This window comes from Pseudomonas sp. zjy_15 (assembly GCF_043101865.1).
Lineage (GTDB): Bacteria > Pseudomonadota > Gammaproteobacteria > Pseudomonadales > Pseudomonadaceae > Aquipseudomonas > Aquipseudomonas putida_Y.
Genome location: NZ_JBICII010000019.1, coordinates 14,546 through 31,457, shown reverse-complemented (window position 1 = coordinate 31,457; position 16,912 = coordinate 14,546). Strand labels below are relative to the sequence as shown.

General features: G+C 63.1%; 11 protein-coding genes and 1 other RNA gene. 7 read left to right on the top strand and 5 right to left on the bottom strand.

Annotation, left to right across the window (positions count from 1 at the left end; translation table 11 throughout):
* The first annotated feature begins 192 nt into the window (after positions 1-192).
* Both ACF8EF_RS02390 and aqpZ read left to right on the top strand, forming a co-directional pair.
* Positions 193-948: a GntR family transcriptional regulator gene (locus ACF8EF_RS02390; protein ID WP_392461885.1), complete on the top strand. Its 756-nt coding sequence runs from the start codon at positions 193-195 to the stop codon at positions 946-948.
* Positions 949-1,097: 149 nt separating this feature from the next.
* Entirely contained in the window at positions 1,098-1,796 is a 699-nt protein-coding gene (gene aqpZ / locus ACF8EF_RS02385) for an aquaporin Z (protein WP_176685153.1), read from the top strand.
* On the opposite strand, the gene guaD is transcribed toward aqpZ, so the two are convergent.
* The 4 genes from guaD to xdhA all read right to left on the bottom strand — a co-directional run bounded on the left by guaD (position 1,793) and on the right by xdhA (position 7,919).
* Positions 1,793-3,097, bottom strand: coding sequence for a guanine deaminase (gene guaD / locus ACF8EF_RS02380; RefSeq protein WP_176685154.1), 1,305 nt, complete (start codon positions 3,095-3,097; stop codon positions 1,793-1,795). The two genes, aqpZ and guaD, sit on opposite strands and share 4 nt — an antisense overlap.
* Before the next feature lie 10 nt (positions 3,098-3,107).
* Positions 3,108-3,953: a xanthine dehydrogenase accessory protein XdhC gene (gene xdhC, locus ACF8EF_RS02375; RefSeq protein WP_180688616.1), complete on the bottom strand. Its 846-nt coding sequence runs from the start codon at positions 3,951-3,953 to the stop codon at positions 3,108-3,110.
* A gap of 119 nt (positions 3,954-4,072) precedes the next feature.
* Positions 4,073-6,472 carry a xanthine dehydrogenase molybdopterin binding subunit gene (gene xdhB / locus ACF8EF_RS02370; protein WP_392461883.1) on the bottom strand — a complete coding sequence of 800 codons (2,400 nt, stop codon included), beginning with the start codon at positions 6,470-6,472 and terminating at the stop codon, positions 4,073-4,075.
* Positions 6,465-7,919, bottom strand: a complete 1,455-nt coding sequence (gene xdhA, locus ACF8EF_RS02365) for a xanthine dehydrogenase small subunit (protein WP_392461881.1) — start codon at positions 7,917-7,919, stop codon at positions 6,465-6,467. The genes xdhB and xdhA overlap by 8 nt, the downstream gene beginning before the upstream one ends.
* 268 nt (positions 7,920-8,187) lie before the next feature.
* On the opposite strand from xdhA, the gene ACF8EF_RS02360 reads away from it, so the two are divergent.
* The 5 genes from ACF8EF_RS02360 (at position 8,188) to ffs (ending at position 16,394) form a co-directional block, all read left to right on the top strand.
* Positions 8,188-8,847: a GntR family transcriptional regulator gene (locus ACF8EF_RS02360; RefSeq protein ID WP_176685158.1), complete on the top strand. Its 660-nt coding sequence runs from the start codon at positions 8,188-8,190 to the stop codon at positions 8,845-8,847.
* A 3-nt stretch (positions 8,848-8,850) separates the two neighbouring features.
* Positions 8,851-12,339, top strand: a complete 3,489-nt coding sequence (gene smc, locus ACF8EF_RS02355) for a chromosome segregation protein SMC (RefSeq protein WP_392461879.1) — start codon at positions 8,851-8,853, stop codon at positions 12,337-12,339.
* Positions 12,340-12,544: 205 nt separating this feature from the next.
* Positions 12,545-13,438, top strand: a complete 894-nt coding sequence (gene zipA / locus ACF8EF_RS02350) for a cell division protein ZipA (protein WP_176685160.1) — start codon at positions 12,545-12,547, stop codon at positions 13,436-13,438.
* A 236-nt stretch (positions 13,439-13,674) separates the two neighbouring features.
* Positions 13,675-16,005: an NAD-dependent DNA ligase LigA gene (ligA, locus tag ACF8EF_RS02345; RefSeq protein WP_392461878.1), complete on the top strand. Its 2,331-nt coding sequence runs from the start codon at positions 13,675-13,677 to the stop codon at positions 16,003-16,005.
* A gap of 292 nt (positions 16,006-16,297) precedes the next feature.
* Positions 16,298-16,394: signal recognition particle sRNA small type (ffs, locus tag ACF8EF_RS02340), an RNA gene on the top strand.
* A 28-nt stretch (positions 16,395-16,422) separates the two neighbouring features.
* Here ffs and ACF8EF_RS02335 read toward each other — a convergent pair.
* Complete coding sequence (locus ACF8EF_RS02335) at positions 16,423-16,842, bottom strand: helix-turn-helix domain-containing protein (RefSeq protein ID WP_176685170.1); 420 nt, start codon at positions 16,840-16,842, stop codon at positions 16,423-16,425.
* Between the last annotated feature and the right edge of the window lie 70 nt (positions 16,843-16,912).

Below are 16,912 nucleotides of genomic sequence, written 5' to 3'. Positions count from 1 at the left end.
CCGGTTTGTTGACTCAAGGGTCAAGAAGTCGCTCGATGGATTATGCTTTTGTGTACAAAGAAAGCAAATAATGTTTTATGTTTTGTATGCGCAATGTGTCGTACAACGGCTATATAGGTAAAACGCCCCCTGCGGAATCGCCTCAGCCTGTGTACAATGGCGCCATACTTTCTCTTCGTGCCTCGAGAGCCCATGAACGAACAGCTGCAACCTCTGAAAAAACCTGCACGAGTCGGCAAGGCCGGCCGCAGCGGTACCCAGGACGACATCGTCTACGCGCATATTTTCGAGGCGATCCTCGAGCAGCGTCTGGCTCCGGGCACCAAGTTGAGCGAGGAAGCGCTGGGCGAGATCTTTGGCGTCAGCCGCACCATCATCCGCCGCGCCTTGTCGCGCCTGGCCCACGAAAGCGTGGTGTTGCTGCGGCCCAACCGCGGCGCGGTGGTGGCCAGCCCGACCGTGGAAGAGGCGCGCCAGGTGTTCTTCTCGCGGCGCATGGTCGAACGCGCCATCACCGAGCTGGCGGTGCAGCATGCTACCCTCGACCAGCTCAACGAGCTGCGGCAGATGGTGCGTGAGGAGCGCGACAGCTTCTCGCGCGGTGACCGGGGTGCCGGCATCCGCCTTTCCGGTGAGTTCCACCTCAAGCTGGCCGAAGCGGCGGGCAATGCACCGCTGGTAAGTTTCCAGCGCAGCCTGGTCTCGCAGACTTCGCTGATCATTGCCCAGTACGAAAGCGGCAACCGCTCGCACTGCTCTTACGATGAGCACATGCAGCTTATCGATGCCATCGAGGCGCGCGATGCCGAGCAGGCCGTGAGCCTGATGATGCATCACATGGACCACATCGACAGCAAGCTGAACCTGGACGAGGAGAGCGCCTCGGACGATTTGCATGCGGTGTTCTCGCACCTGTTGAAAAAGCCGAAGGTTTCCATCAAGGGTTGATCGTTTGCCGGTGTGATCGAGGGGCTGCAAGGCAGCCCCCAGGCACTACTGGCCATAACCCAAAGGTCTGCTAAATTCTTGTGAGCAAACCTTCATCAAGCAGTTGGGCTTGCGCATTCGTTGCGTTCAACTTCTTGAGGAACGGATTCATGAGCATGTCCCTGGGTAAACGCATGGGGGCCGAACTGATCGGCACCTTCTGGCTGGTCCTTGGTGGCTGTGGCAGTGCGGTACTCGCAGCCAGTTCCCCTCTCGGCATCGGTGTACTCGGTGTCGCCTTCGCCTTCGGCCTCACTGTACTGACCATGGCTTTCGCGATTGGCCATATCTCTGGTTGCCATCTAAACCCTGCCGTGTCGTTCGGGCTGGTGGTAGGCGGGCGCTTCCCGGCCAAAGAGCTGCTGCCTTATGTGATCGCTCAGGTCATCGGTGCCATCCTGGCGGCCGGGGTGATCTACCTCATCGCCAGCGGCAAGGCCGGTTTCGAGCTGTCTTCGGGGTTGGCTTCAAACGGCTACGCCGACCACTCGCCCGGTGGCTACACGCTGGGCGCCGGCTTCATCAGTGAAGTGGTGATGACCGCCATGTTCCTGGTGGTGATCATGGGGGCGACCGACGCCCGCGCACCGGCCGGTTTTGCACCCATCGCCATCGGCCTGGCCCTTACCCTGATCCACCTGATCTCGATCCCGATCACCAATACCTCGGTCAACCCCGCGCGTAGCACGGGGCCGGCCTTGTTCGTCGGGGGCTGGGCCCTGCAGCAGCTGTGGCTGTTCTGGGTGGCGCCGCTGATCGGGGCTGCAATCGGCGGCGCGCTGTATCGGGGTTTGGCGAAAGAACCTTAGCGCTGGTGCACGCAGCGCCCGGCGGCGTAGGTTTCACGCACGGTACGGTCATCGCCCAGGGTGGTGAGCACGAACAAGGTTTCTTCGATGCTGTTGGACTGCTGGATGCGGTAGTCCAGCAGTGGCGTGGCCTTGTAGTCCAGCACCACGAAGTCGGCATCGTTGCCCGGGCGCAGGCTGCCGATACGGTCGTCCAGGCGTAGCGCGCGAGCGCCGCCGAGGGTGGCCAGGTACAGCGATTTGTACGGGTGCAGGCGCGCGCCTTGCAGCTGCATCACCTTGTATGCCTCGTTCAGGGTGTTAAGCAGAGAGAAGCTGGTGCCGGCGCCAACGTCGGTGCCCAGGCCCACGTTGACCTTGAACCGCTCGGCCTGGGGCAGGTTGAACAGGCCGCTGCCGAGGAACAGGTTGGAGGTGGGGCAGAAGGCCACGGCCGAGCCGGTTTCGGCCAGGCGTTGGCACTCTTCGTCGCACAGGTGCACGCCGTGGGCAAACACTGAGCGTTCGCCCAGCAGCTCGAAGTGATCGTAGACGTCCAGATAACCCTTCTGCTCGGGGAACAGCGACTTGACCCAGTCGATTTCCTTGAGGTTTTCCGACAGGTGCGTGTGCATGTACACGCCCGGGTGCTCCTTGAGCAATTGGCCGGCCAGGGTCAATTGTTCCGGCGTACTGGTTGGGGCGAAGCGCGGGGTCACGGCATAGTGCAGGCGGCCTTTGCCGTGCCAGCGCTCGATCAGTGCCTTGCTTTCGGCATAGCCGGACTCGGCGGTGTCGGTCAGGTAGTCTGGGGCATTGCGGTCCATCATCACTTTGCCGGCGATCAGGCGCAGGTCCAGGCGCTCGGCTTCTTCGAACAGGGCGTTGACCGACTCCGGGTGCACGCTGCCGAATACCAGCGCAGTGGTGGTGCCGTTACGCAGCAGTTCCTTGAGGAAGATCTTCGCCACCTGGTCGGCGTGGTCTTTGTCGGCGAACTGCTTTTCGCAGGGGAAGGTGTAGGTGTTGAGCCAGTCCAGCAACTGCTCGCCGTAGGAACCGATCATGCCGGTCTGCGGGAAGTGGATGTGGGTATCGATGAAGCCCGGGGTGATCAACGCGTCCTGGTAGTGCTCGACCGGGATGCCGGCATCCAGCGTCGGCAGCAGTTCACTGGCGTGCCCAACGGCGCTGATGCGGCCATCGTCGACCACCAGCAGGCCGTCTTCGTAGTATTCATGGGAAGCCTCCAGGCCCACCTCGGCCGGGTCGGCAATGCTGTGCAGGATGGCGGCACGGTAGGCTTTGCGGGTAACGGTCATAACACACTCGTCAAATGGCTTGGCTGCGCCGGGAGGGCGGCAGCAATTGGGCAATGGGGCCGGCATTGGCGGCAGCGTCGTGCTGGCCGAAGCAGGCGTTGTAAGTGGCAATGATTTCACCGGCGATAGACACGGCGATCTCGATGGGCAGCTTGCCCTTGACCTCGGCCAGGCCCATGGGGCAGCGCATGCGTGCCATGACGGCCTCGTCGAAACCTCGCTCGCGCAGGCGGTGCTCGAACTTGACCCGCTTGGTCTTCGAGCCGATCAGGCCGAACCAGGTGAAATCGTTGCGCTTGAGAATGGCGGCGGTCAGTTCCAGGTCGAGCTGGTGGTTGTGGGTCATGACGATGCAGTAGCTGCCGGGCGGCAGGTCCGCGACTTCGTCGACCGGTTCCTCACTGACGACCTTGGTCACCCCTTTGGGGATGAGTTCGGGGAATTCCTGTTCACGCGAGTCGATCCAGCGCACCCGGCAGGGGAGCGCGGCGAGCAAGGGTACCAGAGCCCTGCCGACATGGCCCGCGCCGAACACGGCGATCTGCGCCTGCACAGCGGCCATCGGCTCGAACAGCAGCACGGTGGCGCCGCCGCAACACTGGCCCAGGCTGGCGCCGAGGCTGAAGCGCTCCAGGTGCGGGGTGGTGCGCTGCTCTTCGAGCATTTGTCGGGCGATGTGCAAGGCTTTGTATTCGAGGTGCCCGCCGCCGATGGTGTCGAACAGGCCGCTGGCGCTGACCACCATCTTTGAGCCGGCATTGCGCGGTGTCGAGCCGCGTTCCTCGATGATGGTCACCAGCACGCAGGCTTCGCCACGTGACTGGTGGTCGGCGAGGGCGTTGATCCATTGGTGCATGATGCAACCTCTCTAAGCCATGCTGCCGACCCTGGTAGGAGCGGGTTTACCCGCGAATGTAGCGATGAAGCTGATATCGCATTCGCGGGTAAACCCGCTCCTACAAGGGCCTTGCGTTGTCAGGGGGTGATGGTTTCCAGTTCCCGTTCGCGCGACTGTGTTTCAGCCACTGCCTTGCGCATCTGCTCGCAGCCCCACAGCACCCGCTCCGGCGTAGCTGGTGCATCCACCTGCGGCTGCACGCGGTAATCAGCCAGGCTGGCCACGGCATCCTTGATTGCACACCAGGCAGCGATGCCGAGCATGAACGGGGGCTCGCCCACGGCCTTGGAGTGGAATACGGTGTCTTCCGGGTTCTTGCGGTTCTCCACCAGTTTCACCCGCAAGTCCAGTGGCATGTCGGCCACGGCCGGGATCTTGTAGCTGGCCGGGCCGTTGGTCATCAGCTTGCCTTTGGCGTTCCACACCAGCTCTTCGGTAGTCAGCCAGCCCATGCCCTGGATGAAACCGCCCTCTACCTGGCCGATGTCGATCGCAGGGTTCAGCGAATCGCCCACGTCGTGCAGGATGTCGGCGCGCAACATCTTGTATTCGCCGGTCAGCGTATCGACGATCACTTCGACGCAGGCTGCGCCAAAGGCGAAGTAGTAGAACGGCCGGCCGCGGGCCTGGCTGCGGTCGTAGAAGATCTTCGGTGTGCGGTAGAACCCGGTGCTGGACAGCGACACCTGAGCGAAGTAAGCCTGCTGCACCAGTTGCTCGAAGCTGACGATCTGGTCGCGCACGCGCACATGGCCGTTGCGGAATTCGACGTCTTCCTCGGTCACCTGATAGTGCCGTGCGGCAAACTCGGTCAGGCGGCGCTTGAGGATTTCAGCCGCGTTCTGCGCCGCCTTGCCGTTCAGGTCGGCGCCGCTGGACGCAGCCGTAGGCGAGGTGTTAGGCACCTTGTCGGTGTTGGTGGCGGTGATCTGGATGCGGCTGAAATCCACCTGGAAGATCTGCGCCACCACCTGGGCTACCTTGGTGTTCAGGCCCTGACCCATCTCGGTGCCGCCGTGGTTCAGGTGGATGCTGCCGTCTGTATAGATGTGGATCAGCGCACCGGCCTGGTTGAGGAAGGTGGCGGTGAACGAAATGCCGAACTTGACCGGAGTCAGCGCCAGGCCTTTCTTCAGGATCGGGCTGTTGGCGTTGAAGCGGCGGATCGACTCGCGGCGTTCGGCGTAGTCGCTGCTGGCTTCCAGCTCGGCGGTCATCTCCTCGAGCATGTTGTGCTCGACGGTCTGGTAGTAGTGGGTGACGTTGCGTTCGGTCTTGCCGTAATAGTTGGCCTTGCGCACGGCCAGCGGGTCACGGCCCAGATGACGGGCGATATGGTCCATCACCTGCTCGATGGCGACCATGCCCTGTGGGCCGCCAAAGCCGCGGTAGGCGGTGTTGGAGGCGGTGTTGGTCTTGCAGCGGTGGCCGTGGACGGTGGCATCGCCCAGGTAGTAAGCGTTGTCGGAGTGGAACATGGCGCGGTCGACGATCGAGCCGGACAGGTCGGGCGAATAGCCGCAGTTGCCGGCCAGGTCGAAATTGATGCCGTGCAGCCGGCCGTTGTCGTCGAAGCCCACGTCATACTCGACGTAGAACGGGTGGCGCTTGCCGGTCATGGTCATGTCTTCGACCCGCGGCAGGCGCATCTTGGTTGGCTGGCCGGTCAGGCGCGCAACTACCGCGCACAGGCATGCCGGGCTGGCGGCCTGGGTTTCCTTGCCGCCAAAACCGCCACCCATGCGGCGCATGTCCAGCACCACCTTGTTCATCGGTACGTCGAGCACTTCGGCGACCAGTTTCTGCACTTCGGTGGGGTTCTGCGTGGAGCAGTAGACGATCATGCCGCCGTCTTCGGTAGGCATTACCGAGGAAATCTGCGTTTCCAGGTAAAAGTGCTCCTGGCCGCCGATGTGCAGGGTGCCTTGAATGCGGTGCGGGGCGCTGGCCAGGGCGGCAGCCGAATCGCCGCGCTGATGGGTGTGGCTATCGAGCACGAAGTGCTTCTTGCGCAGCGCCTCGACCACGTCCAGCACCGGTTCCAGGTCTTCGTACTCGACGATGGCGGCCATGGCCGCTTTACGTGCGGTTTCAAGATCGCGGGCAGCGACAGCGAGCACCGGCTGGCCGAAGAACTCGACCTTGTCGATGGCCAGCAGCGGGTCGCCGGCCACCACCGGGCCGATGTCCTTCAGGCCGGGGATGTCTTCGTGGGTGATGGCAATGCGCACGCCCTCGAAGGCGTAGCACGGCGTGGTATCGATGCGCAGGATACGCGCATGGGCGCGGTCGGCGGTGCGGGCATAGACGTGCAACTGGTTGGGGAATTCCAGGCGGTCGTCGATGTACACCGCCTCGCCGGACACATGCTTGTCGGCGCTGTCGTGCTTGACGCTGCGGCCCACCCCGGTGGTCAGGTCCTGGCTGAACAGTTCGGCCATCTCGGCCTGGCTTTTGGCTACGTGATGGTTAGACATAAGCGGTCACCCGGGTTTCGATGTGCGGTGTTTGCTGTTCGATGAAATACTTGCGCAGCAGGTTCTGCGCGGTCAGCAGGCGGTATTCCTTGCTGGCGCGGAAGTCGCTTAGCGGGGTGAAGTCCTCGGCCATTGCCTGGCAGGCGCGCTCGATGGCAGCCTGGTCCCATGGCTTGCCACGTAGCGCCGCCTCACAGGCGCGGGCGCGTTTGGGGATCGCCGCCATGCCGCCGAAGGCGATGCGTACCCCGCTGACTACGCCGTCTTCGATGCTGAGGTTGAACGCCCCGCACACGGCGGAGATGTCATCGTCCAGGCGCTTGGACACTTTATAGGCGCGGAACGCCCAGTCGCTGGTGGCGCGCGGCACAATGATCTTCTCGATGAACTCGCTGTCCTGTCGGGCGGTGATGCGGTAATCGATGAAGTAGTCTTCCAGTGGCATCACCCGCTGACGCTCGCCCTGGCGCAGAACGACCTGCGCATCCAGCGCGATCAGCAAGGGTGGCGAGTCGCCAATCGGCGAGGCGTTGCCGATGTTGCCGCCGAGGGTGCCCTGGTTGCGGATCTGCAGCGAGGCGAAGCGGTGAAGCAGTGCCCCGAAGTCAGGGTACTCTTCGTTCAGCGCGGTGTAGCAGTCAGTCAGCGGCGTGGCGGCGCCGATTTCCAGGTGGCTGGCGGTTTTCTCGATGCGCTTGAGCTCCGCCACATGGCCGACGTAGATCATCACTGGCAGGGTCTTGTGGAACTGGGTGACTTCCAGCGCCAGGTCGGTCCCCCCCGCGAGCAGGCGCGCTTCAGGGTGCGAGCTGTACAGGTCGGCCAGGTCGGAGACGGTCAGCGGCACCAGGCAGCGCTTGTCGCCGCTGTTCAGCTCGCCGGTCTGGGTCGGGGCAATGGCCTTGAGGCGGCTGATGGTTTGCGCCTGCTGGCTATCGAACTGGTCGCGGCAGGGCTGGCGGCAGCTCTGCTCGGCAGCGTCGAGGATCGGTCGGTAACCGGTGCAGCGGCACAGGTTGCCAGCCAGGGCTTCCTGGGCCTGGTGCAGGTCGGGGCCGCTGCTGTTCTTTTGCAGGGCAAACAGTGACATGACGAAGCCGGGCGTGCAGAAGCCGCATTGCGATCCGTGGCAGTCTGCCATCGCTTGTTGAACGCTGTGCAGTTGGCCCTGTTGTTTGAGACCCTCGACGCTGATCAGTTGCTTGCCGTGCAGCGACGACACAAAGGTCAGGCACGAATTGAGGCTGCGGTAGCGCAGGCTGTCGTTGCCTTGGTCGTCCTGGCTCAGTTCGCCGACCACCACGGTGCACGCACCGCAGTCTCCACTGGCGCAGCCCTCCTTGGTGCCGGTTTTGCCCAGGTGCTCGCGCAGGTACTGCAGCACCGTCATGTTTGGGTCCAGGGCGTGCTCACTACGCAGCTCCTGGTTGACGAGAAACTGGATCACGGGGATGGCCTCGCAATGGTTTTATTGTTGTTGGGCGGACTCTAAGCAAGACCTGTCTAGCAGGTCAATATTTTTCTGACCCAAAGGTCAAGAAAATGCACATGTCCATGCCCAGCCGAACACACTGCCTCTATTCCAAGCATAGATCGCGCCGGGCGCGTGGCTGTCTGACAGGTCAAATAAACCACCTGGCCCCTCTGCGCGACTACCGCCCAAGTACGCTACAATTCGCCCCTTGTGCCCAGTTCAATGATTTTGAAGGAAAACCATGACGTTCAAGGCCCCGGACAGCCTCTCCGAGCAGATTGCCGATTACCTGGCCGAACGCATCATCCGCGGCGAGCTGGCACCAGGCGAACGTATCCAGGAGCAGAAGGTTACCCAGGCGCTCAACGTCAGCCGCGGCTCGGTGCGCGAGGCATTGCTGATCCTCGAACGCCGCCATCTGGTGGCGATCCTGCCGCGCCGGGGCGCCCATGTGACGCAGCTGGACGAGCGCAGCGTTCGCAGCCTGTGCTCACTGATGGGCGAGTTCTACATCCTGCTGGGCAATGCGGTTGCGCAAAAATGGCGCACCGAAGCCGACCTGCGCCCGTTTCTGGAGATCCAGCAGCGGCTGCAGCGTGCCCATGACCAGCTCGACATCAAGACCTTCGTCGCCGACAGTTTTGCGGTCATGCGTGCGGCCTATCCATTCGCCGACAACCCGTTCCTGCAGGAAACCGTGGAAAACCTGCAGCCGGCCATGAGCCGTGCCTATTACCTGTCGCTGGACCAGCGCCAGGCCAACATGAGCGACTATCTCGACCTGTTCGCCCGCCTGCTCGAAGCCGTGGTCTCGCGTGACCTGCCACGCATTCGCGAGGTGCTCACCGCCTATGGCCAGCGCAGCTGCGAACTGGTGCTGGCGGCACTGGCCAGAGGCTGACCGATGCGCCTGAAGTGCATTCGCCTGGCCGGGTTCAAGTCGTTCGTCGACCCGACCACGGTCAACTTCCCCAGCAACATGGCGGCCGTGGTCGGTCCAAACGGCTGCGGCAAGTCCAATATCATCGACGCGGTGCGTTGGGTGATGGGCGAGAGTTCGGCTAAGAACCTGCGCGGCGAGTCGATGACCGACGTCATCTTCAACGGCTCCAGTGGTCGCAAGCCGGTCAGCCAGGCCAGTATCGAGCTGGTGTTCGACAACAGCGAAACCACCCTGGTCGGCGAGTATGCCGCCTACGCCGAGATTTCGATCCGCCGCAAGGTTACCCGCGACGGGCAGAACAGCTACTACCTCAACGGTACCAAGTGCCGCCGGCGTGACATAACCGATATCTTCCTCGGGACGGGGCTGGGGCCGCGCAGCTACTCGATCATAGAGCAGGGCATGATCTCCAAGCTGATCGAGGCCAAGCCCGAGGAACTGCGCAACTTCATCGAGGAAGCGGCTGGCATTTCCAAATACAAGGAACGCCGCCGTGAAACCGAGAACCGCATCCGCCGCACCCAGGAAAACCTGGCGCGTCTGACCGACCTGCGCGAAGAGCTCGAACGCCAGCTGGAGCGTCTGCATCGCCAGGCCCAGGCCGCCGAGAAGTACCGTGAATACAAGGCTCAGGAGCGCCAGATGAAAGCGCGCCTGTCTGCCTTGCGCTGGCGAGACCTGGACGAACAAGTACGCCAGCGCGAATCGGTGATCGGCGATCAGGGCGTTTCTCACGAGGCGCTGGTGGCCGAGCAGCGCAATGCCGATGCCAGCATCGAACGCCTGCGTGATGGTCATCACGAACTGTCCGAACGTTTCAACCAGGTGCAGGGCCGTTTCTACTCGGTTGCCGGTGACATCGCCCGGGTCGAGCAGAGCATCCAGCACGGCCAGCAGCGCCTGCGGCAGTTGCAGGACGACTTCAAGGAAGCCGAGCGCACACGCCTGGAAACCGAATCGCACCTGGGCCACGACCGTACCTTGCTGGCGACCCTGGGCGAAGAGCTGGCCATGCTCGAACCCGAGCAGGAAATGACCCTGGCGGCTGCCGAGGAAGCCGCGGCCGCGCTTGAAGAGGCCGAACTGGGCATGCACGGCTGGCAGGAGCAGTGGGACAGCTTCAACAGCCGTTCCGCCGAACCGCGCCGCCAGGCCGAAGTGCAGCAGGCGCGCCTGCAGCAACTGGAAACCAGCCTTGAGCGCCAGGCCGAGCGCCAGCGCAAGTTGGTCGAGGAGCGCGAGCAACTGGGCAGCGACCCGCAGGATGCCGCCATGCTCGAACAGGCCGAGCAGTTGGCCAGCAGCGAAATGCTGCTGGAAGAACTGCAGCTCTGCGAAGAGCAGGTGATCGAGCGCCTGGAAAACGCACGCGAGCAACTGCAGCAGGCCACCCAGGCGCAACAGCAGGCACAGGGCGACCTGCAGCGCCTGGGCGGGCGCCTGGCCTCGCTTGAAGCCTTGCAGCAGGCCGCCCTGGAGCCGGGCGCAGGTGCTGCGCAATGGCTGCACGGCCAAGGGTTGGAGCAACAGCCGCGGCTGGCCGAAGGCTTGCGGGTGGAGCCGGGGTGGGAGCTGGCGGTAGAGACCGTGCTTGGCGCCGATCTGCAGGCTGTGCTGGTGGAGGATTTCAACGACCTCGATTTTGCCGGCCTGGAACAGGGTGAGCTGCGCTTGCTGCTGGCCGTCGGCGCGGGGGTGACGTTGACCGGCAGCTTGCTGGAGAAGGTCGAGGGCCGTATCGACCTGGCGCCCTGGCTGGGCCAGGTAAGGCCTGTGGAAGACCTGGCTCAGGCACTGGAGCAGCGCGGGTCGCTCGGCGAAGGGCAGAGCCTGGTCAGTCGCGATGGCTATTGGGTCGGCCGGCACTTCCTGCGGGTGCGCCGGGGTGGCGAGGCCGAAGGCGGCGTGCTGGCGCGTGGCCAGGAAATCGAACGCCTGGGCCAGGAACAACTGGTACAGGAAGCGGCGCTGGAACAGCTCGATCAACAGTTGCAGGCCCTGCGTGAGCAGCAACTGGACCTGGAGGAGCAGCGCGAACAGTTGCGCCGCCGTACACAGGATGAAAACCGCCTGCACGGCGAGCTGAAGGCCAGTCTTTCGGCCAGCCGCGCGCGCGCCGAGCAGGTCGAGTTGCGCCGCCGCCGCCTGCATGAAGAGCTGGGCGAGCTGGAAGAGCAGCGCGCCCTGGAACACGAGCAACTGGGCGAAGCCCGCCTGCTGCTGCAAGAGGCTCTGGAGCTCATGGCCCAGGACACCGAGCAGCGCGAACAGTTGATGGCCCGCCGCGACACCCTGCGCGAAAGCCTTGACCGGGTGCGTCAGGAGGCCCGTCAGCACAAGGACCACGCTCACCAGTTGGCGGTACGCCTGGGTTCGCTGCGTGCCCAGTACGATTCTACCCGCCAGGCTCTGGAGCGTCTGGAGCTGCAAGCTGCACGCCTGACCGAGCGCCAGGAACAACTGAGCCTGAACCTGGAGGAGGGTGAGGCCCCGCAGGAAGAGCTACGCCTGAAGCTGGAGGAGCTGCTGGAGCGGCGCATGAGCGTCGACGAGGAAATGCGCCTGGCTCGCCTGCACATGGACGAAGCCGACCGCGAACTGCGCGATGCCGAAAAGCGCCGCACCCAGGCCGAACAGCAGGCGCAGTTGCTGCGCGGTCAACTGGAGCAACTGCGCCTGGAGTGCCAGGGCCTGGATGTGCGGCGCAAGACCCTGCAAGAGCAGTTGCTGGCTGACGGCTATGACCTGCAAGGCGTGCTCGCCACCCTGGAAGCCGAGGCCAGCGAGCAGGGTACCGAACAGGAACTGGAGCAGCTTGAAGCGCGCATCCAGCGCCTGGGCGCGATCAACCTGGCGGCCATTGAAGAGTACGAGCAGCAGTCCGAGCGCAAACGTTACCTGGACGCCCAGGACGCTGACCTGGTCGAAGCGCTGGAGACCCTCGAAAACGTCATCCGCAAGATCGACAAGGAAACCCGCAACCGCTTCAAGGATACCTTTGATCAGATAAATGCCGGATTGCAGGCACTTTTCCCAAAAGTTTTCGGTGGTGGCAGCGCTTATCTGGAACTGACGGGCGAAGATCTACTCGATACAGGGGTGACGATCATGGCGCGACCACCGGGCAAGAAGAACAGCACCATCCATTTGCTGTCCGGCGGCGAGAAGGCACTGACCGCTTTGGCGCTGGTGTTTGCCATCTTCAAGTTGAACCCCGCACCGTTCTGCATGCTCGACGAGGTCGATGCGCCGCTGGACGATGCCAACGTCGGGCGCTACGCGCGTCTGGTCAAGGAAATGAGTGAAAGCGTGCAGTTCATCTACATCACGCATAACAAGATTGCGATGGAGATGGCGGATCAATTGATGGGGGTGACCATGCATGAACCGGGTTGTTCACGCCTTGTTGCAGTTGATGTGGAGGCGGCCATGGCCATGGTCGACGCTTGATGCGCGACGATAGGGGCACATTCTGTAGCGAAATGCCCCCGCCATGTGCGACAGACGGTGTAAAGTTGTCTTTGGTCGTGCTAGCTTAATGTCACTCGTTTTTTGCGTGGGTAAAACGCCTGTCAGAACATAGAGTTGGCGCCACGTGTTAAAGGGCTTTGAACCCTTTGTTTTCAAGCATATTTTTATAGAGGCACGGGATTACATGGAAATCGGTCTGCGCGAGTGGCTGATCGTCATCGGCATCATTGTTATTGCCGGGATACTTTTCGACGGCTGGCGCCGCATGCGCGGCGGCAAAGGCAAGTTGAAATTCCGTCTGGATCGCAGTTATTCCAACCTGCCGGACGAAGAGGGTGGCAGTGCCGAGGTGCTCGGCCCGTCGCGAGTGCTCGATACCCACAAGGAGCCTGAGCTGGACGAAAGCGACCTGCCGTCGCTCAGCGCGTCTGCGCGTGATCGCGAGCGCGAGCCCAAGCCGGTCAAGGCCAGCAAGCGCGGCAAGCGTGCCAGTGCGGCTGCCGATGTGCAGCAGGGTGACCTGAACCTGAGCGCCGAGCAGCGTGAGCCCGACCTGTTTGCCGACAGCGATGACGACTTTGCCGCCGACAACAACCGTGGCAGCGGCGCAGCGCCTGCCAGCAGCAGCGTCAAGGAGTTGCCACCCGCTGAAGAGGTGCTGGTCATCAGCGTGATCTCCCGTGACGAGGGAGGCTTCAAGGGCCCGGCGCTGCTGCAGAACATCCTGGAAAGCGGCTTGCGCTTCGGCGAAATGGACATCTTCCACCGTCACGAGAGCATGGCCGGTCACGGCGAGGTGCTGTTCTCGATGGCCAACGCAGTCAAGCCTGGCGTGTTCGACCTGGACGACATCGATCACTTCAGCACCCGCGCGGTGAGCTTCTTCCTCGGCTTGCCGGGCCCACGTCATCCGAAACAGGCTTTCGACGTGATGGTTGCCGCGGCGCGCAAGCTGGCCCACGAACTGAACGGTGAGCTCAAGGACGACCAGCGCAGCGTGCTGACCGCCCAGACCATCGAGCACTATCGCCAGCGTATCGTCGAGTTCGAGCGCCGTGCGCTGACCCAGAAGCGCTGACAGATCCAGACGAAAGAGCAGCCTGAGGGCGTGCTGGCCGGTTCGGGTATCGTCGTTGCCTGTGCCGGCCTCTTCGCGGGTAAACCCGCTCCTACAGGTACATCACCACCCTGGAGGTATGTGGTGCCCTTGTAGGAGCGGGTTTACCCGCGAAGAGGCCGGCACAGTCAATAGACACCTGGAACCCCACGCACACCCCAAGCTGCTCTTTTGCTTTGCAAGAGAAGACAAATCCCATGACCGCCGAAACCCGTATCCTCGAACTGCGTGCCGAGCTCGACCAGCACAACTATCGCTACTACGTGCTCGACGATCCCAGCGTGCCCGATGCCGAATACGACCGCCTGTTCAACGAGCTCAAGGCGCTGGAAGCCGAACACCCTCACCTGGTAACCCCTGACTCGCCCACCCAGCGTGTAGGTGGAGCTGCCCTGGCGGCGTTCAGCCAGGTGCGCCACGAAGTGCCCATGCTCAGCCTGGGCAACGCCTTCGAAGAAGCCGACCTGCGTGAGTTCGGCCGTCGCGTGGTAGAAGGCCTCGATCAGCCTGGCGCGGTCGACTACAGTTGCGAACCCAAGCTCGATGGCCTGGCCGTGAGCCTGCTGTACCGCGACGGGCAGTTGGTGCAGGGCGCCACCCGTGGCGACGGCACCACTGGCGAAGACATCAGCGCCAACGTACGCACCGTGCGCAACATCCCGCTCAAGTTGCAGGGTAAGGGCTGGCCGGCAGTGCTGGAGGTGCGCGGCGAGGTGTACATGAGCAAGGCCGGTTTCGACCGGCTCAATGCCGCCCAGGCCGAGGCCGGTGGCAAGACCTTCGCCAACCCGCGCAACGCTGCCGCTGGCAGCCTGCGCCAGCTGGATTCGAAAATTACCGCCAGCCGCCCGCTGGAGTTCTGCTGCTATGGCGTCGGCCAGGTGTCCGAGAGTATCGGCGACAGCCACATCGGCATCCTCGAGCAACTCAAAGTCTGGGGCCTGCCGATCAGCCGCGAGCTCAAGCATGCGGCCGGCATCGAAGAATGCCTGGCCTACTACCGCGACATTGGCGAGCGCCGTAACAGCCTGCCGTATGAGATCGACGGTGTAGTGTTCAAGGTCAACAGCCTGGCCGCCCAGCGCGAGCTGGGCTTCCGCGCCCGTGAGCCACGTTGGGCGATTGCCCACAAGTTCCCGGCCATGGAAGAGCTGACCGAGGTGCTGGACGTCGAGTTTCAGGTTGGCCGTACGGGGGCGGTAACGCCTGTGGCGCGCCTGCGGCCGGTCAAGGTGGCCGGTGTGACCGTGTCCAACGCCACCCTGCACAACATGGACGAAATCGCCCGCCTTGGCCTGCGCATTGGCGACACGGTGATCATTCGCCGGGCCGGCGACGTGATCCCGCAGGTGATGCAGGTGGTGCTGGAGCGTCGTCCGCAAGACGCCCGCCCGGTAGGCGTACCAAGCGAGTGCCCGGTGTGTGGTTCGCAGGTCGAGCGTACCCAGCTGGTAAAGCGCAGCAAAGGCAAGGCAACCACCAGCGAAGGCGCAGTGTACCGCTGTGTTGGTCGCCTGGCCTGTGGCGCCCAGCTCAAGCAGGCGATCATTCACTATGTATCGCGCCGTGCCATGGACATCGACGGCCTGGGCGAGAAGAGCGTCGAGCAGTTGGTGGATGAAGGCCTGATCGGCTCACCGGCTGACCTGTACAAGCTGCAGTTCGAGCAGATCGTCGGCCTTGAAGGCTTCGCCGAGGTGTCCAGCAAGAAGTTGCTCGATGCCATTGAAGCCAGCAAGCGCCCGAGCCTGGCGCGCTTCATCTACGCCCTGGGCATTCCTGATGTAGGCGAAGAGACCGCCAAGGTGCTGGCCCGCTCGCTGGGTAGCCTGGCCCGCGTGCAGCAGGCGCTGCCGCAGGTGCTCACCTACCTGCCGGACATCGGCCTGGAGGTTGCCTACGAGATCCACAACTTCTTTGAAGACGAGCACAACCAGAAGGTTATCCAGCAACTGCTCGACAGCGGTATGCAGTTGCAGGACGAAGGCGAGCTGGCTGCCGAGTTCGCTGCCAGCACCACCTTGGCCGGGATGATCGCCAAGCTCGACATCGCCTCCGTCGGCCCGACCGGTGCCGAAAAGTTGGTGGCCAAGCTCGACAGCCTGGACAAGATCATCGCCGCCGACGGCATTGACCTGCGGCAGGCCCTGGCGGCCAAGCAGGCTGACGCGGTGCGCGAGTTCTTCAAGGACGAAGCGAACCAGAAGCTGGCGCGGGACATCGAGGCACAGCTGCTGGCGTTCGGCATGCACTGGGGCTGTGAGAAGAAGGTAGCCGAAGGCTTGCCGCTGGCCGGGCAGACTTGGGTCTTGACCGGGACGCTAGAGCGTATGAGCCGGGACATTGCCAAGGACAAATTGGAAAGCCTGGGGGCCAAGGTAGCCGGTTCCGTTTCTGGCAAGACCCACTGCGTGGTGGCAGGGCCTGGGGCAGGCTCCAAACTGGCCAAGGCTGCTGAGCTGGGTGTGAAGGTGCTGGACGAAGATGCCTTCGTTACCTTCCTGGCTGAGCAGGGCATAGCGGTCTAGGCATCCGCGGCCCCTGTGGGAGCGGGCGTGCCCGCGAACACCGGCGTAGCCGGTGCCATCCATCGCGGCGCCTGCTTCGCGGGCAAGCCCGCTCCCACAGGGACGGTGCTGCTTGCGACATTCAAGCGGTGCCTGTGGGGAGGGTTTACCCGCGAGAGGCCCGTCCATGCCGTCTCGACTCTGACAAGTCATTGAGAAATGATGACTTTTTCTCGCCCCGGAGGTTGTATCTGCTCGCAAGACCGGTACAATGGCGCCACTCGCTGCTCAGCGAGGCATGTAGTGGTGGCCCCATCGGTCCCCCCGCATTGATTACCCGTTAACCTGGTCAGGCCCGGAAGGGAGCAGCCATAGCGGGAACATCGAGTGCCGGGGTGTGGCTGGTGGGGCCGCCTCCATTTTCGGGGTCGGAAAACCTCAATCTATAACGAACGCTTTCGTTCTTTCCTGCTTTTCGCCCAGTGCTCCCGCCGCCGACAGCTTCATCAGCCGCTGAAATTTCGGGCATGCCAGATGATCTTTCTCAGGGCATTGCGCTGCATGGCGCAACCCCTTGCTCATGGCCTGCAAGCGCCTGATCCGCGCGTCAAGCTCGTCTGCCTTGGTATTCAGCTTCTGCCGGTCGACCTGCAGGTCCACCAGCATCGCCCCCACTTCATCCAGCGAAAACCCTGCAGCCTGCCCCAGGGCGATCAGCGCCAGCCTGTCCGCCACATCGGCTGCAAACTGTCGTCGCTGGCCGCGCCCTGCCAGGGACTTGAGCAAGCCTTTCTTCTCGTAGTAGCGGAGTGTCGATGCAGGTACGCCTGTGCGTTTGGCGACGTCGGCAATGTCCATTTCGGGCCCTTGACTTGAAGTTGACTTCAACTTCTATGCTGCGGGGCATGGGTAATGACCGTCAACTTTC

Excerpts from the sequence above, each read along its gene's own strand:
- xdhC (WP_180688616.1), bottom strand. The coding sequence starts at position 3,953 with ATGCACCAATGGATCAACGCCCTCGCCGACCACCAGTCACGTGGCGAA.
- ligA (WP_392461878.1), top strand. The coding sequence starts at position 13,675 with ATGACCGCCGAAACCCGTATCCTCGAACTGCGTGCCGAGCTCGACCAG.
- xdhB (WP_392461883.1), bottom strand. The coding sequence starts at position 6,472 with ATGTCTAACCATCACGTAGCCAAAAGCCAGGCCGAGATGGCCGAACTG.
- smc (WP_392461879.1), top strand. The coding sequence starts at position 8,851 with ATGCGCCTGAAGTGCATTCGCCTGGCCGGGTTCAAGTCGTTCGTCGAC.
- guaD (WP_176685154.1), bottom strand. The coding sequence starts at position 3,097 with ATGACCGTTACCCGCAAAGCCTACCGTGCCGCCATCCTGCACAGCATT.
- ACF8EF_RS02360 (WP_176685158.1), top strand. The coding sequence starts at position 8,188 with ATGACGTTCAAGGCCCCGGACAGCCTCTCCGAGCAGATTGCCGATTAC.
- aqpZ (WP_176685153.1), top strand. The coding sequence starts at position 1,098 with ATGAGCATGTCCCTGGGTAAACGCATGGGGGCCGAACTGATCGGCACC.
- ACF8EF_RS02390 (WP_392461885.1), top strand. The coding sequence starts at position 193 with ATGAACGAACAGCTGCAACCTCTGAAAAAACCTGCACGAGTCGGCAAG.
- zipA (WP_176685160.1), top strand. The coding sequence starts at position 12,545 with ATGGAAATCGGTCTGCGCGAGTGGCTGATCGTCATCGGCATCATTGTT.
- ACF8EF_RS02335 (WP_176685170.1), bottom strand. The coding sequence starts at position 16,842 with ATGGACATTGCCGACGTCGCCAAACGCACAGGCGTACCTGCATCGACA.